21 protein-coding genes and 1 tRNA gene are annotated in these 15,767 nt (G+C 38.8%); 11 read left to right on the top strand and 11 right to left on the bottom strand.

The genetic code is table 11. The features are described 5' to 3' along the window. Positions 1–14 precede the first annotated feature (14 nt). The 7 genes from N780_RS07945 to N780_RS07915 all read left to right on the top strand — a co-directional run bounded on the left by N780_RS07945 (position 15) and on the right by N780_RS07915 (position 7,846). Entirely contained in the window at positions 15–1,469 is a 1,455-nt protein-coding gene (locus tag N780_RS07945) for a spore germination protein (protein WP_036782130.1), read from the top strand. Between the two features lie 89 nt (positions 1,470–1,558). Continuing rightward, positions 1,559–1,768, top strand: coding sequence for a YqgQ family protein (locus N780_RS07940; protein WP_036782128.1), 210 nt, complete (start codon positions 1,559–1,561; stop codon positions 1,766–1,768). Between the two features lie 5 nt (positions 1,769–1,773). After that, entirely contained in the window at positions 1,774–2,733 is a 960-nt protein-coding gene (locus N780_RS07935) for an ROK family glucokinase (protein ID WP_036782126.1), read from the top strand. Between the two features lie 330 nt (positions 2,734–3,063). Continuing rightward, a complete protein-coding gene (locus N780_RS07930) occupies positions 3,064–4,926 on the top strand; it encodes an LTA synthase family protein (protein WP_036782124.1) in 1,863 nt (620 codons plus the stop codon). 247 nt (positions 4,927–5,173) lie between these two features. Continuing rightward, a complete protein-coding gene (locus tag N780_RS07925) occupies positions 5,174–6,061 on the top strand; it encodes a M14 family metallopeptidase (RefSeq protein ID WP_052114952.1) in 888 nt (295 codons plus the stop codon). Positions 6,062–6,343: 282 nt separating this feature from the next. Next, on the top strand, positions 6,344–7,042 hold the full coding sequence (locus N780_RS07920) for an ABC transporter ATP-binding protein (RefSeq protein ID WP_036782122.1): 699 nt from the start codon (positions 6,344–6,346) through the stop codon (positions 7,040–7,042). A gap of 30 nt (positions 7,043–7,072) precedes the next feature. Next, complete coding sequence (locus tag N780_RS07915) at positions 7,073–7,846, top strand: ABC transporter permease (RefSeq protein ID WP_052114951.1); 774 nt, start codon at positions 7,073–7,075, stop codon at positions 7,844–7,846. A gap of 45 nt (positions 7,847–7,891) precedes the next feature. Here the strand turns inward: N780_RS07915 and N780_RS07910 are convergent, their stop codons facing one another. After that, on the bottom strand, positions 7,892–8,074 hold the full coding sequence (locus N780_RS07910) for a DUF2759 domain-containing protein (RefSeq protein WP_036782120.1): 183 nt from the start codon (positions 8,072–8,074) through the stop codon (positions 7,892–7,894). Positions 8,075–8,239: 165 nt separating this feature from the next. Between N780_RS07910 and N780_RS07905 the strand changes: the two genes are divergently transcribed. Next, the gene (locus tag N780_RS07905; protein WP_036782118.1) at positions 8,240–8,863 is read left to right on the top strand and encodes an MBL fold metallo-hydrolase; all 624 of its coding nucleotides are present in this window, start codon (positions 8,240–8,242) and stop codon (positions 8,861–8,863) included. A gap of 36 nt (positions 8,864–8,899) precedes the next feature. Here the strand turns inward: N780_RS07905 and N780_RS07900 are convergent, their stop codons facing one another. Continuing rightward, entirely contained in the window at positions 8,900–9,142 is a 243-nt protein-coding gene (locus tag N780_RS07900) for a DUF2626 domain-containing protein (protein WP_036782116.1), read from the bottom strand. Positions 9,143–9,234: 92 nt separating this feature from the next. Further along, positions 9,235–9,924 carry a helix-turn-helix transcriptional regulator gene (locus N780_RS07895; protein WP_036782114.1) on the bottom strand — a complete coding sequence of 230 codons (690 nt, stop codon included), beginning with the start codon at positions 9,922–9,924 and terminating at the stop codon, positions 9,235–9,237. Positions 9,925–10,118: 194 nt separating this feature from the next. Here N780_RS07895 and mgsR point away from each other — a divergent pair, with 194 nt between their 5' ends. Continuing rightward, complete coding sequence (gene mgsR, locus N780_RS07890; RefSeq protein ID WP_036782112.1) at positions 10,119–10,505, top strand: transcriptional regulator MgsR; 387 nt, start codon at positions 10,119–10,121, stop codon at positions 10,503–10,505. 41 nt (positions 10,506–10,546) lie between these two features. Here the strand turns inward: mgsR and N780_RS07885 are convergent. The 8 genes from N780_RS07885 to comGA form a co-directional block, all read right to left on the bottom strand. Then, positions 10,547–10,618: transfer RNA gene (locus N780_RS07885), tRNA-Gln, on the bottom strand. A 63-nt stretch (positions 10,619–10,681) separates the two neighbouring features. Further along, positions 10,682–10,942 carry a hypothetical protein gene (locus N780_RS19750; protein ID WP_156969106.1) on the bottom strand — a complete coding sequence of 87 codons (261 nt, stop codon included), beginning with the start codon at positions 10,940–10,942 and terminating at the stop codon, positions 10,682–10,684. A 10-nt stretch (positions 10,943–10,952) separates the two neighbouring features. Then, positions 10,953–11,432, bottom strand: a complete 480-nt coding sequence (locus tag N780_RS07880) for a ComGF family competence protein (protein ID WP_036782110.1) — start codon at positions 11,430–11,432, stop codon at positions 10,953–10,955. A gap of 10 nt (positions 11,433–11,442) precedes the next feature. After that, positions 11,443–11,787, bottom strand: coding sequence for a hypothetical protein (locus N780_RS07875; RefSeq protein ID WP_036782108.1), 345 nt, complete (start codon positions 11,785–11,787; stop codon positions 11,443–11,445). Further along, a complete protein-coding gene (gene comGD, locus N780_RS07870) occupies positions 11,771–12,211 on the bottom strand; it encodes a competence type IV pilus minor pilin ComGD (RefSeq protein ID WP_198135841.1) in 441 nt (146 codons plus the stop codon). Before comGD ends, N780_RS07875 begins: the two co-directional genes overlap by 17 nt. Then, positions 12,204–12,509: a competence type IV pilus major pilin ComGC gene (gene comGC, locus N780_RS07865; RefSeq protein WP_036782104.1), complete on the bottom strand. Its 306-nt coding sequence runs from the start codon at positions 12,507–12,509 to the stop codon at positions 12,204–12,206. Before comGC ends, comGD begins: the two co-directional genes overlap by 8 nt. Before the next feature lie 14 nt (positions 12,510–12,523). Continuing rightward, positions 12,524–13,591 (bottom strand): competence type IV pilus assembly protein ComGB, encoded by a 1,068-nt coding sequence (gene comGB / locus N780_RS07860; protein ID WP_036782102.1) that lies wholly within the window; start codon positions 13,589–13,591, stop codon positions 12,524–12,526. Further along, positions 13,569–14,561 carry a competence type IV pilus ATPase ComGA gene (gene comGA, locus N780_RS07855; RefSeq protein ID WP_036782100.1) on the bottom strand — a complete coding sequence of 331 codons (993 nt, stop codon included), beginning with the start codon at positions 14,559–14,561 and terminating at the stop codon, positions 13,569–13,571. The genes comGB and comGA overlap by 23 nt, the downstream gene beginning before the upstream one ends. 450 nt (positions 14,562–15,011) lie before the next feature. Here comGA and N780_RS07850 point away from each other — a divergent pair, with 450 nt between their 5' ends. Next, positions 15,012–15,218 carry a hypothetical protein gene (locus N780_RS07850; RefSeq protein WP_036782098.1) on the top strand — a complete coding sequence of 69 codons (207 nt, stop codon included), beginning with the start codon at positions 15,012–15,014 and terminating at the stop codon, positions 15,216–15,218. Between the two features lie 12 nt (positions 15,219–15,230). Then, positions 15,231–15,725, top strand: coding sequence for a shikimate kinase (locus N780_RS07845; RefSeq protein WP_036782097.1), 495 nt, complete (start codon positions 15,231–15,233; stop codon positions 15,723–15,725). Positions 15,726–15,767: the final 42 nt, after the last annotated feature.

The following is a 15,767-nucleotide window of genomic DNA, read 5'->3' as shown; positions in this document are numbered from 1 at the left end:
AGCATGGTGATGAAATGGAAAAGCAGGCAATGTACAACAATTATGATGACAATGTCCAATATATGAAGGACAGGCTTGGCGTTGATAAGAGCTTTGACGTCATTCAACTTGACTTAGAGTATGCAGGACGACGAATGGCCCTCTTTATGATAGATGGCTTTGTGAAAGATGAGATTCTTCACTATTTAATGAAGGTCTTATCAGAACTTGAACCAGAGCAATTAGAGCCAAATCCATTTGAGAAATTGCTCCGTACGCATCTTCCTTATGTAGAACTTGATCACAAAACGGACTTAAACGAAGCAGCTGATTGGGTTCTTGCTGGCCCCACTGCTCTTCTTGTAGAAGGCATAGATGATAAAATTATTATGATTGATGCTAGAACATACCCGGTGCGTGGACCGCAAGAACCTGATATCGAGCGGGTTGTTAGAGGTTCACGAGACGGTTATGTAGAAACTATTGTATTCAATACTGCTTTAACAAGAAGACGGGTGCGCGATCGTTCTTTGAGAATGGAGTACTTACAAATTGGTCGTCGATCAAAGACAGATGTTTGTATATGTTATCTAGAAGATGTGGCAGATTTGGATAAGGTAAAACATTTAAAAGAGACCCTTCAATTGATTGATACCGATGCATTACCTATGGCAGAAAAAACAGTAGAAGAATTTTTAAGTGGACAGCACTGGAGTCCTTACCCTACAATCCGTTATACAGAGAGACCAGACACAGCAGCGGCCCATATTTATGAAGGGCATATTCTATTAATGATTGATGGTTCACCTAGTGTAATGATTACCCCAGCTACTTTCTGGCATCATTTACAACATGCTGAGGAATATAGGCAAAAGCCATCTGTAGGAGCTTATTTACGTTTTGTGCGCTTTTTCGCTGTATTCGCTTCTATATTTGTATTGCCGTTGTATTACTTGTTTTCTATTGATGCTTCATTGTTGCCAGAACAACTTAAGTATATTGGGCCTACTGAGCTCGGAGTTTTACCTCTAATCGTTCAATTTCTTATTGCTGAGATCGGAATTGATACACTGAGGATGGCAGCCATTCATACGCCATCGGCCCTGGCTACTGCTTTAGGATTAGTGGCAGCCATTTTAATTGGCCAAGTAGCTATACAAGTAGGATTATTCTCTAATGAGGTTGTCCTCTATTTAGCTGCTGCAGTTATTGGAACTTATTGTACCCCGAGCTATGAACTTAGCTTAGCTAACCGTTTGACGCGGCTTGGGTTGTTAATGGTAACCGCTCTATTTGAAGTTAAAGGATTTGTAATAGGTACTACTATATGGATCTTATATTTAACGAGTTTAAACACATTTAAGACTGCCTATCTGTGGCCATTTTTACCATTTTCTTATCGTGCTTTTCGTGACGTTATTTTACGTTCACCTATGCCACTTAAAAACAGACGTCCTGCCTTTTTACATCCTCAAGACCCTGATCGATAAGATTAGGGTCTTTTTATGTTCGAATATTCATAAAGGATTCATTATTTCTTTTAAAGGGATCGCTTGCTATAATATATAATGGTGATGATATGAAATCGATATATGATATTCAACAACTATTAATGAAATTTGGAACTGTCATTTATATTGGGGATCGAATAGCTGATTTAGAATTAATGGAGATGGAATTACGAGAATTATACAAATCACAGTTTGTATCAGACCAAGATTTTCAAATGGCTATTCTCCTTCTTCGTCAAGAAATTTCAAAAGTTCAAAAAGCCAGAGGTGAAGGGTGAAGAACATGGAACAAAAAAACGTAATCGGAATTGATATAGGCGGCACAACAGTCAAATTAGCCTTCGTTACATATAATGGCGAGATTATTCATAAGTGGGAAATTCCTACTGTCTCAGAAGGCGGACCAGAAAAAATGGTGCAAGATATTGCCACATCAATTGCGAATGAGCAACGAAAGCTAGAGCTTTCTTTTGATGATTTTAAAGGGATTGGTGTAGGAGCACCCGGTTATATTAGTTTGCAAGAAGGAATCGTCTATGAAGCTGTAAATATTGGCGGGTGGCGAGATGTTCCTTTAAGTAAGTTATTAGGGGAAGCTACGGGATATAATGTTCGAATTGAGAATGATGCCAATCTTGCAGCATTAGGAGAGTACTGGAAAGGTGCAGGTGACAAGGCAGATAATTTACTGGCCTACACATTAGGTACAGGTGTCGGAGGTGGCATTATAGCTAATGGTGAACTCCTTCACGGTGCAAATGGAACGGTAGCAGAACTCGGTCATATGACGGTAATAGCTGAAGGAGGAAGAAACTGTAATTGTGGAAGAACGGGTTGTCTTGAAACGGAAGCTTCTGCTACAGGTATTGTACGATCAGCTATTGATGGCATTGAAAAAGGGCGTACTACTTCATTAAAAGCAATTTATGATGAAAACGGCAAAGTGTCCGCGAAAGACGTATTTGAAGCAGCCGCAGAAGGGGATAAGTTAGCGGAAGATGTACTTGATCACGTAACGACTGTACTAGGGTTAGCTATTTCTAATATGGCTATAGCAATTAATCCTTCTAAGATTGTTATCGGTGGTGGTGTTTCAAAAGCAGGGGATCAGCTCTTAGATCCTTTACGCACAAAGTTTGACACATATACTTTACAGCGTACAGGAGCAGCGGTAGAATTCGTTATAGCATCTCTTGGCAACGACGCTGGTGTTATTGGAGCAGCTTATTTAGCTCTCCACTAAAAGGAGTTTAAGTTTGAGGTAAGTTATGGGATCCTGTAACAAATTGTTACAGGATTTTACTGTGTTTACAAAGAATTGTTAGTGTGTAAAGAAATTTAGTTATATGTGTAGGGGTTTATGATGCATACACGTCTATTGTATTGAATAACGTTAAAATTGTATGTAAAAAATTAGTTAAAAAAAGTTGAAACTTTTATGTTATCATAACCGTCATATAGACTAGTGGTTGTTTAGAATACTTTAGAAAGTGGAAATTAGTTATATTAGTTAATATTTCGAATGAAATGTGAATCCAACAATAGAATATTTTATAGAACGGAGGAACGGAACATGCTGCAAAGAAAGTCACTTCCATTGTATTTGGTTGCTGCTTTGCTTTTTGGTGTTAAAACGTATTTTGTTTATCGTTTTATCTTTGATCTGTCCATTGAGAACTTCTTGCAGGAAATAATCTTGGCGATTAATCCATTTGCAACAGCTGTATTATTCTTTACATTTGTCGTATTACTTAAACCAGTAAGACAAATAAAGTATACAAAGCACTTATCATTAGTTATGACGCTTATCCTGTACTTTAATGTCATATATTATCGTTCTTTTACTGATTTCTTAACAATTCCAGTATTATTCCAAACGAATAATGTAGGAGATTTAGGCTCAAGTATTTTAGGGTTAATTTATGTAACCGACCTGCTATTATTTGTGGACGTAGCCATTGTTTATTATTTAAGTAAACGAGTAGCCGTTGAAGATCAACCACGATTTAAAGGGATGAAGTTCAAAGCAGCTGGGATCGCCATTGCTCTTGTAATGACGAACTTTGTGCTTGCGGAGATTGAACGTCCCATGCTATTTCAACGCACGTTTGACCGTGAATATTTAGTCAAAAATATTGGGGTATTTAATTATCATATCTACGATGTGGCTCTTCACTCCAAAACCAAAGCACAGCGCGTATTAGCGGATGGAAGTGAAATGAGCGATATCCGCGAATATGTGAGTAATGAAGTGAAAAGTAATCAAGAATCTGACCTAGAGGGGATAGCAGAAGGGAAAAATGTAATTTATATCTCTGCTGAATCCTTACAAAGCTTTGTTATAAATAAAAAAATTAACGGCAAGGAAATCACGCCATTTCTGAATGATCTGATAGAGGATAGTTATTATTTTGAAAACTTCTATCATCAAACAGAGCAAGGGAAAACGTCTGACTCAGAGTTCGTTGTAGAAAATTCTTTATATCCACTTGGCCGTGGCGCCGTGTTCTTCACTCATTCTCAAAATGAGTATAATGCAGTGCCTGAGATTATTGGTGAGAAGGGATATTCATCTGCTGTTTTCCATGCTAACAACAAAAGTTTCTGGAACCGCGATGTTATGTACGACTCATTAGGGTATGATGAGTTTTTAGGTGAGCAAAGTTATAACCAGACCCCTGAAAATACGATTGGTTGGGGCTTAAACGATAAGGCGTTCTTTAGTCAGTCTGTTGATATGTTGAAAGATTTAGAAGAACCTTATTATGCTAAGTTCATTACGCTAACAAACCACTTCCCGTTTGAGTTACCTGAGGAAGACCAACACATTGATAAGTATGATTCAAGTTCCAAAACTCTAAATCAATACTTCACAACAGTGCGTTATATGGACGAATCAATCGAACAGTTTTTCCAGAAGCTAAAGGATGAAGGTGAGTATGAAAACAGTGTTATCGTGATCTATGGTGACCACTATGGAATTAGTGAATATCACAATAATGCGATGGCTCAATTCCTAGGGAAAGAGATTACACCATACGAGCACACGCAACTACAGCGTGTACCTTTCTACATTCACATACCAGGACATGAAGGCAATGAAGTCATCTCTAAGCCTAGTGGTCAAATGGATGTAAAACCAACGATTTTAAGCATGCTTGGTATTGATTCTGGTGGAGATATTGAATTTGGTACAGATCTCTTTACTGACGACGTAGATCCATTTGTCGTATTAAGAGATGGAAGCTTTATTTCAGAAGAGTATTTATACGCTAATGGCCATTGCTATGATCGAGAATCTGGTGAAAAACTAGAAGGCGATCAGTGTAAACCATTACAGAAAAAAGCTCAACAAGAGCTTGATTACTCAGATCAGATTGTTTACGGCGACCTATTCCGTTTCTACGATTTCCAAAACGGAACAGTAGCGGATTAAAAAAATCATGTATCACAAAAGGTACTTCTGTTATCAGTTAGCAGGAGTACCTTTTTTTAATAGTTATTCCAAGTAATAACCCTAATCTCTTATGAGCGAACGAGGAAGAGTGGAAGTTCCACCGCGTGATAGCGGTGTTTTCCCCACCTCTAATCCTTAGTAAACAAAAACATTATTCTTAACGCTAGCTTATTCATGCTAGTGGATCGATTGAATAAAGTAATAGTAGAAAAAGGAGGAGTGTAGGATGGTTCAATTTCCATATGATTCTAAGGTTTTAGAAGCTGATATTAAACAAGTAGTGGATTATTCCCCTGAGGTTACATGCAGTACGATCGGACAATCGGTATTAGGCAAGCCGTTGTATGAATTAAAGATTGGAGAGGGACCTAATGTAATCCATTGGAATGGTTCATTTCATGCAAATGAATGGATGACAACTGCTCTATTAATGAGTGTTATGAAAGCATATGTGGAAGCGATTGAAAAGGATCAATACTTTGGTTCAAAAAAAGCAAGAGATTTATATACAAACACCACTTTGTCTCTTGTTCCAATGGTGAATCCAGATGGTGTCGACTTATTTATGCATGGACTTGATGCTGCACCTGCTAATCACAATAGCTTAATGAAGATGAATGGTGTCAACAAGACGTTTGCTTCATGGAAAGCTAATATTAGAGGGGTAGACTTGAATAATCAGTTCCCTGCCAATTGGGAAGTTGAGAAAGCAAGAAAGCCACAAGCTCCGTCTTTTAGGGATTTTCCCGGCGAACGTCCGTTAACAGAACCAGAAGCTATTGCAATGGCTGAACTAACAAAACGTTGCAACTTTAATCGAGTATTAGCGTTTCATTCTCAAGGTGAGGTGATCTACTGGGGGTACCAAGGTTTGGAACCAGAACATTCATATCATGTTGTAGAAGCCTTTTATAAAGAAAGCGGATATGAACCTGTACGTACCATTGACAGTTATGCAGGGTTTAAGGACTGGTTTATTCAAGATTATAAAAAAGAGGGATATACAATTGAAGTAGGTAAAGGGATTAACCCGCTACCATTGTCGACTTTCCCTTATCATTATGAACGTGTAAAAGAGATTTGTGCACTCAGTTTATCGACTCCTTTGAGTTAGAATGGGTCTAACTCTTATTCGTTGCTTTCCCTATGTGGGAATGTCATAATTTTCATGACTTAGAATGTGAATTCTATTGGAGTAAAGGGGGGGATACCAATTCCTTTCTTCTGACCTTATAAAGGGTCAACAAGAGGTTATACTAAAAAAATAGGCCTCAATCTACTGTTATGTTCAGCAGACGGGCTGTTTTGTATAATTTGCTCTCATCTGAAGGAGATTATGAATATGGAAACAAAGCGAGTATACAACTTGGTGAATGGAGTGGGAGGATGAAAGCTATTGGAACACGATAAGCTGTTTACGTTTGATCATGTGAAAAAATCTCCTTTACATAGTTTGAACTTTTCCATTAAAAGAGGGGAAAATGTTATGTTATTCGGACCTTCTGGTGCTGGGAAAAGCACACTTTTACACCTTTTTAACCGATTGAGCGATCCCGAGAAGGGAAGCATTTATTACTTAGGTAAAGACCTTCAAAGCTATTCCATAACCGAGCTTCGTAAGCAAGTTGGGCTAGTTATGCAGGCTCCGAACTTGTTTCCGGGAACGGTACTAGATAACCTGAAATACGGACCTTCTCTAGATGGTGATTGGAACGATGCAAGAGCCGAGGCATTATTAGAGGATGTGCAACTTCCGGCTGACTATATCGATCGTTCGGTGGATCAACTCTCAGGAGGAGAGCAGCAACGAGTATCATTAGCTCGTACGTTGGCTAATAAACCTTCTGTCCTGTTGTTAGATGAACCGACTAGTGCATTAGATCAACACACGACAGAAGAAATAGAACAAGTGCTAGAAGGATTAGCAGTTGAACAAGGGGTTACCTTAATTATGGTTACCCATCATTTAGACCAAGCCAAGCGTTTAGGAAGTCGTGGAATCTTTCTTTCAGAAGGAGAGATCGTGGAAGAAGGTAATTTGGCAGACCTCTTATCGAATCCTAAAACAGAGGAACTACAAGCGTTCATGACTTAAAAAGGTCATAAAACAAGGAAGGAATGTTCCATGTCACCAGAGATATCTAATCAATCATTACTTTTTCTAGTTGTATTTGTACTTGTCCCTTTAACGTTATCCTATTACTATCAACTAGGCCTTAGCAAAGGTATAATTTGGTCTTCTATCCGAGGCACCATTCAACTATTTGCTATTGGGTATTTACTTACGTATTTGTTCGATCTACCTGCTTATATTGGTATCCCCTTTATGCTCACTATAATGATTACAGTTGCTAGTTTTCATGCTAGGAAGAAAGGAGAAGGCTTGCCATCTGTTCTTGGTATCATTTTCATAGGATTGATCGTGATCGAAGTCAGTGTGCTTGGTCTTTGGTTATTATTTGATATGATTGAATTTACACCTAATGAGGTGATCCCGATGAGTGGTATGGTAATCGGAAACAGTATGATTGCAATGGGGTTAGCTCTTGAGAGGTTAAAAAGTGAATTCAAAGAGAATGAGGGAAGACTAACTGCTGCTTTGTCCCTTGGGGCGGAACCAAAGCAAGCATCTCAAATCATCATACAGAGGACGCTTGGCGCCTCTTTGATTCCAAATGTTGATAAGTTAAAGACAATTGGGCTCGTACAATTACCAGGCATGATGACTGGTTTAATTTTGGGAGGGGTAAGTCCGATTATGGCTATTAAATATCAACTTGTTATCTCTTTGAGTATTTTCTCCTCCGTTTCGTTAAGCGCGATATACATTACGCTTATGATGTATAAGTACTTCTATAATAATAGAATGCAGCTTAAACATATGGAATTTGACCAATAAAAAAACCCTGCAAAAAGCAGGGTTTTTTGTATTAGGTCCTTTAGCTTAATGACCTCCGCCACCAGAAGAGGTGAACTGAGAAATAATCGTCATAATGGAAAAGAATCCAAAAACCAAAGTAGAAATACCAGCAAAAGCTACAGCAAATAGATTGTTTGTTTTTAATTCGCGGAATACTGCAAGAGCACATAGAATTGTTACGACAAGCAACATAATAGCTAATACCATATTCCCTAACCCCCTTTGATCGAATCGATCGTCTTAGACGACGCGCTTGTTTAATACTATAATAGTATGTAACGTAGCTTATCTCCTCATACATTCTAAACGACTTTATCGTGTTTGTCGAGATGTTACATGCAGTTTATGAAAACTTTTTCAGGAGGAATGAACATGAACGTTGAACAGTTGCCACTAGGGCCTTTAGGAACGAATTGTTATATTATTGAACATGAAAAGAAAGCGCTTATCATAGATCCCGGAAGTGAAGGGGATAAGCTTATTCGGATGATAGAGAGACGAGAAATTTCACCGATCGCTATATTATTAACACATGCTCATTTTGATCATATTGGAGCCTTGGATGAAGTGAGGGATCACTTTGATATTCCGGTGTATGTACATAAAGAGGAAAAAGATTGGTTAGGAAAACCTGAATTAAACGGATCGAAGTTTTTCCAAATGGCTACGCCACTTATTACGGCCCGTGAAGCGGATCATGAATTTGAAATCGGAGAAATGGAGATTGGTGAGTTTACATTTGAAATACGTTATACACCTGGGCATTCACCAGGGAGCGTATCGTTTGTATTCCCAAACGATTCTTTCGTCATTGCTGGTGATACGTTATTCCAAGGGGGAATAGGGCGTACTGATTTGCCAGGAGGCGATCTTGATACTCTAAAGCAGAGTATAGAAGAACAGCTGTTGACCCTTGATGACGATACGACAGTTTATCCTGGGCACGGAGGAGCTACGACAGTAGGTGAAGAAAAGGTTATGAACCCATTCTTATAAGCATTAAAAAAACGGCATCGTAACGATGCCGTTTTTTTAGTGTCTGAAACCTGGTTCTAATAAGAACGAAGAATAATAAGTGAAACCGATAAAGAAAATGGTTAAATAAGCGCCAAATATGTACATATACATGCGCTCTGAAAGTTTTAAATAACTCAATGTGACGAAAAAGACTGTTTGCACCAAGAACAGAACTGTAGCATCGTACATCTCACCTACATAGAACATAACCGTAAAGATTCCTGTCCAAAAACCGAGAACGCGAAACATCCGATCCATATTGAATCCCCCTCCTTTATCCCAAAGGTGACTTATCATGGTAATTATAAACGACTCTTGCTGTATTGTAAATAAATGAAATGAAACCCTTATCATAACGCAGCTTTATAAGAACAAGTGGCGCATCCTTCCATCATATTATGCACTTCCTTAAGCTGAATATTCATAAACAGAGCTCTCATCATCCCTTCTAAAAAGAAACCATGTAAGGTACAGACAATCTGAGGATTTTCTTTTGCTAAGTCCTTGAATGGGCAATTAGACAGTGAAAAAAAGATTGTCTCTTCATGTTTAACGTACTCGAAATTCGGGAACATTCCTATGATAAATGCTGATTCTTGTAACCATTTTATTTTCTCTTCAACGGAAAAGTTTTCAGGATTCTGATTTCCAAAATTTTGTTTAAACATAGCTTTCCCATATTTGAAGCCAGTGGAGTAGAGTGTCCTTTCTCCTTCCATCCCTAACTCCATAAGAGACTCCAAAGCAATCCGTGCTAGAAGGTGGTAGTCTCTGTAAGGGAATTGTAAATGAACATCTTGTTCAGATAACTGATATAAACGACTTGGTCTTCCTCCTTTACCTGTTTTTCTCGTTCTTGAAACCAATAGTTGCACATCCTCAAGTTTTGACAGATGCAATCTGGCCACGTTCGGGTGGATGCTAAAGTTTTGTGCAATATCTGTAACCGAAACAGGTTGGTTAAGTTTTGTAACGTATTGATAGATCGAGTAACGTGTTGAGTCAGCCAATACATTTGTGATTTTTAATGTATGATCCATACAAATCGCCTCCCGTTAGTATGCTATCTACGTTCATTATAGAACAAAGGGCTTAAGACCGGGGCTTAAACCACTATTTGTAATTAAATGTACAAATTTTTTAAAAATAATTGAGATAAATAAGTGTACAATTATTATACAACGGTTATACAATAGGTATAACTAAACAATAGAAAAAAGGGAGAGGTTAACAAATGAGTGATTTGAAATTTTACACATACCCAAGCTGCACGTCGTGTCGTAGAACAAAAGCCTGGTTGAAAGATCAAGAGGTCCCTTTTAGTGAGCGCCATATTTTTAGAGAAACCCCTACTTATGAAGAACTTTTACAAATCCTAAGCCTAACGACAGAAGGTATAGATGAGATCCTGGCTACAAGAGGAAAAACATATAAGTCCCTTAATGTAGATGTAGAAGATTTAAGTGTTTCTGAGTTTATTTCTTTAGTCATGAATGAACCTAAATTATTACGACGTCCAATCCTGACAGATGGGAAGAAATTAGTAGTAGGTTACAATGAGGACGGGTTAAAGAGTATTACAAAAGTGAAGCAAATGGCTCCATTAACGAAAATTTCATAGCAAAAAGCCGTTCCATTTTCATGAAACAGCTTAAACATAGACTGGGCTAGCTGGATTCGAACCAGCGCGTAACGGTACCAAAAACCGCTGCCTTACCGCTTGGCTATAGCCCAACGACGTTACATCCATTATCATGCCACATTTTAAAGTGATTATACATGAAACCCCTATTAATTTTAATAGGGGTCTTTTTGAGCTTTGGGAAATTGCTGTGTGACTGTCTTCTGGTATCCATCGTTTGTTAAGATGCTATATTCAATCTGTGTTTCATCCTCATTAAAAGGATTGTACAAAACGTTTACTTCTCCATCAGGGTACTTGTATAACCTTTGTGTTACCTCTTCATCCCACAAAGGTGTCCAACTCTCCGCTACATTATGTTGAGCTCGTTCGTATAGAGTTTCCATTTTAAGTTGTTCGATATGGTTTTCTGTCATTTGAACGCGATTAGCATATGATAAGAGGGAGGAACTTATGAGAAGGAGTGTGAATAGAGTAAGGGACAATAAGAGAGGAAAAGTGAAACCCTTCTGATTGTTTAAAGAGACGGAAATGTTTATCAATATGTTCACCCCCTAAAAGCTCTACATGTAAAGTGATGTATTCATTAGATCGTTTAACACTGAATTCTTGAACATCAAACAGAAGGCGTTCTTGCCCCGTGTTATTTACTTGTCTAACAATGTTCGATCCACTTTGTTCAATGGTAATTACTTTTCCGTTATGTTGAACAAATTGAATTCCTAGTTGAGTTAGGTGAGCCTCTTGTGTATGGTACAACTCCTCTTGGACAAACAGGAAAAATTGGTGGATTTTAGCGTCCTCTACATAGTTGATTGTATAAGTGGTTGAGATCACCTGCATTAAGATAGGGAGCATAAAAGATATACTTAGTGATATCATTAAAGCAAATAGCGCCTCGATCATCGTAAATCCTCTATTTCCCCTTAGGAGGTACATAGAAGCAAATATACTCATCCCCTCCTTTCTCATTTAATTTCCAAGTAAGGCATCCCTTCACTTGGTTTTGCTCTGTCTCTACATGTAATGAGCCGTGTATGCCATTCACAGTAACCCCTATTATTTCTTGATCTGGTAAATTCTCTTCAAGTTGTATCAACTCGTTGTGCAAATGAACTGCCATTTTACGTCTAGTTTCTAATTCATACTGCTTAGCAAACACAATTTGGAGAATGGGAAACAATGACAACGTAATAACCAACATTAAACTAAGGCTATACAATGCATCTAAAAGGGCAAATCCTTTATTGTTTTGTAACATAAAAGCGTGCCTTTCCAAACGGGAATGTAACCACAAAGGTGTTATGAGGAGAGAGGAATGCAATTTTCCCTGGTTGAACCGTCTGTCCATCAAATTGAAATTCCAGAGGTTTTTTTAACGTTCTTAACTGAATGGACCATCGAGGAGGGATCAATCTAGTTAGCACAACCTCACTATACCCGTTTATATATATTTTATATTCTCCTTTAGAAGTAAAGAAGACGAGCTTGTGCTCTTGTTGTTTGGTCATGGTTTCTTGCTGCATAAACAGGACATCCTCATGAAATTGTTTTAAGAAAAGGTCTTCTTGTGCTTGAACAAATAAGCGGTCAGATAGTGTAATCGTTAAACTAATGATGATCCCAAAAATACATAAAGAGACCATCATTTCGATTAGTGTAAAGCCTTGCTCGTTCTTATTCATTAAGAGTTGGGGTAACAGTCCCATCTGTATTTAGAGTAAGTGTTTCTCCTCCAGGGCAAGTTTCTTGCTCTAAATACCCTTCTGTTACGAGCGTAGCGAGGTCAGTTGGCATGCTCTTTTTTTCGATTTTATAAGCTTGTACTTGTGTTTCTGCTAGCTTGACCATAGCCTCGCACCCTTTAGCTTCCACCATGGAGTTATTTGAGGCTAGGTTTGGTATGGTGACAAGCAGAAGGGTTGCAATGATCATAAGCACAATTAACATTTCAATTAAGGTAAATCCTTTTTGGTTGTTCATAGAGTACATCCTTTCTACATATTTTTCATCCATTCAAAGATGGGCATCATAATGGATGAGTATATAAACAAAATGCTAAAACCAAGCAATAGGAACATGACGGGCTGAATGAAAGACAGAAATTTACCTGCTTTTTGTTCAATCTCGTCTATTGTCCATTCGGAATAGACGAGTAAATCATCAGAAAGTTTTCCTTCGTTTTGACTTTGGTGGACTAGTGTTGCGAGGTCTTCCTTTAGAAAAGAACATTTTCTTATGCCGGATGCTAAAGTAGTACCGGCTTCTAGTTCTTCGTAAAGGTATTTAGCTTGTAAGTGGAGGATCGGAAAGTGATGAGAAGTTGATAAAAGAGAGAGGCTCTTTTGAACAGAAACACCTGATTGGAGCAAGCATCCGAAGTGGTAAGTGAACAAAAATGTTGTCTGCATTGTGATGAACCCTCTTATTAAAGGTATTCGTTCATATAGAGAGGCTAATTGTTGAGAGGTGAAACGATTTTTTGTAGAAATCCATACTACAATCATGGCTCCTGTTATAGGTAGGGACCAAAGTAGGATGCTTGAAACAATATCTAACCCTTTAATGAGTTGGGTGACCTTTGTAGATTCATAATTCATAGAAGCATACAGTTGCAAAAAAGTTGGCAAAAGAAACTGCTTGGTGAACATGATGATTCCGATAAATAAGCAAAATAAAACAAGTGGATAGCGGATAAGGGTAACGAACTTTTTTTGATACGTTTGTTGTTTATGAAGGAGGTTACTTCCTTTGATTAAGGCGTCTTCAATTCGATTATCCATTTTAGAAACATGTAAGAAAGAAACAACATACTTAGAGAATCCTAACGCCTCAAGTGTGTCTTCAAGAGATTCTCCATCTAATAAATGATACTTTAACTGCTTAATGGTTGGCTTTAAGTTTGAATCGAAGGATAAAATCTCGAGAGCGTTTTGAAGCGAATATCCTCTGGTAAGGAGATGGGAAAGACGTTGTAAAAACCGAACTTGTATCTTTGTAGGAATGGACGAAGCGCGATATACCAAGAATTGCTTAGGAAAGTTACGTAATGAACCCAAGGGCATAGGCTTTCCTCCTTAAATTAGCAAATGAAGGGTACGATGGTGATTTGTAAGGGGAGTGCCCAGCCAGCGCTGCTTGTAATTCATGTCCCTCTAACATTTCAAGAATGGCGGTTCGCTTTTGTTTAAGGGGATTTGGGCAAACAATGGGAAGTAACTGTTGAGAGGCAATCGCGATTAACGTTTGTTCGAGATCCGTTTTAGATATTCCCATCTCGAGTAAGCGATAAATCGTTCCATAAGCATTTTTGGCGTGAAGGGTAGAGAGCACCAAATGGCCTGTATGCGCGGCGTGAAAGGCAAATTGAGCGGTCTTTTCATCCCTGATCTCGCCGAGCATCAAGATATCTGGGTCATGCCGAAGGGCCGCCTTAAGACCGGCGTAATAATCCATACCTGCTTTCTCATTTACTTGTACTTGGAGAATATCATGGAGCCTTTGTTCAATAGGATCTTCTAATGTAATGGTTTGGTATGACTGTTCTTTTAATAATGTTTGGAGCAGAGCATAAAGTGTGGTGGTTTTACCGCTTCCGGTAGGGCCAGTAAAGAGAATAATCCCGGTATGTCGGCCGATCCACTTTCTGAGTTGAGTCGTTTGAGATGGGAATAAGAAAAGGGATTCAAGTGGAAGGTCTTCTTTCTGAGGGAGAATACGAATGGCGAGGCTTTCGGTTTCTTCAAGAGGCAAGGTTGAAAGGCGTAAATCAAACGAGTGGGTTCCGCTCACATACTGAGACTTCCCGTCTTGTGGCGTTAGGGTTTCTCCAATGTCCATACCTGATGTGAACTTAAAGTAAGAAAGAAGCGGTGTGTACTGCTGGCGTGTGAGGGAGGAAGAAAAGGTGCGGTAGCCATCGATTCGAAAGTAAATATGAACCGAATCACCTTCTGGACAAAAGTGAATATCAGAGGAACGTTGTGTGGTGGCTTTAGATAAAATGTCTTCAGACTGCTGGGTGACAAAATTCAATCCATGAAACACCTCCTATAGTGGTTTGGTTAAGGTTTCGACAAGTTAAGGGGAATTCCTTCTTTTTTCCTAATTATTTTTTTTAGATCTGTTAATGTCAACATTAATGGTGGAACGAATTGCAAGGTTGCCACATACTGCATGTTTTCGTTTCACCAAATATGGCAGAGGTGGTTCGGGAAATTGCGAGACTCCTGTGGCAGTAGGAGCCTCCCCAAAAGAAAGGTGAAGTTCGACTAAGGTCGTCACGTCCTGTGACTACGTCGAACAACCCCACGTCGTGTGGGGCCGCGGAAAGCGAGTGATTTCACGAACCACCTTACGCTCGATTAAAGCAAACGGAAACATTCTCTCAATTTCAAGACACGATGGGACGATGAACCTGTCCCCGTGGCTCTCATGGCTCTTGCTGTGATAAGATGAATAAAACGGCAAAAGGAGTGGATGATTTTGGATCGAGAAGTTTTGCATGAACGAGTGTATGCACTAAAGTTTGCATTGGAGCAAGGTGGCGTTGATCTTGGGGATGCTCAACATGAAATCTTAAAAGACCTTATGCAAGTGAAAACAGAGAAAGACGGCATGGTTGACCCTGATTCTGTGTCTCCAAGACTAATGACATTGATTCAGGCCACGTTAGACCAGCCTCTACACTAAGGAGGTACGGGATTGAAAAACATCTATTTGATTGGATTTATGGGAAGTGGTAAATCCAGCGTCGGAAAACAATTGGCTGAACGACTTCAAAAGCCTTTTATTGATTTAGATCAGTTCATTGAGGAAAAGAATGAAAAAAGCATACCAGATATTTTTGCTGAAGGTGGAGAAGCGTCGTTCCGTGAGTATGAAGCAGAAGCGTTAAACTCAGTGAAAAATAAAGGTGCTGTTATAGCTACTGGTGGAGGAATCATTGAAACGACTGGTAATCAGGTTGTAATGGAGAGTTCTGGTAAAATTATATATTTACATACTGATTTCGATTCGATTATAGAACGTCTTCAAGATGATCCGAATCGACCGCTTTGGAATCAAGATCATAAAAAAAGGCATGCTTTGTTTGAAAAGCGACTGCCTACTTATAAAGAATGGGCTGATGTGACGGTTAACACGACTGATCGGACTGTGGATGAAATAGTTGTTCAAGTAGTCGACGTTATAAAATAAGCGATCTCTGGACATACTACTCATGTACACCTAATGTGAGGT

Origin of the sequence: Pontibacillus chungwhensis BH030062, from assembly GCF_000770675.1 — a bacterium.
GTDB lineage: Bacteria > Bacillota > Bacilli > Bacillales > BH030062 > Pontibacillus > Pontibacillus chungwhensis.
This window is presented reverse-complemented; position numbering and strand designations above follow the sequence as displayed.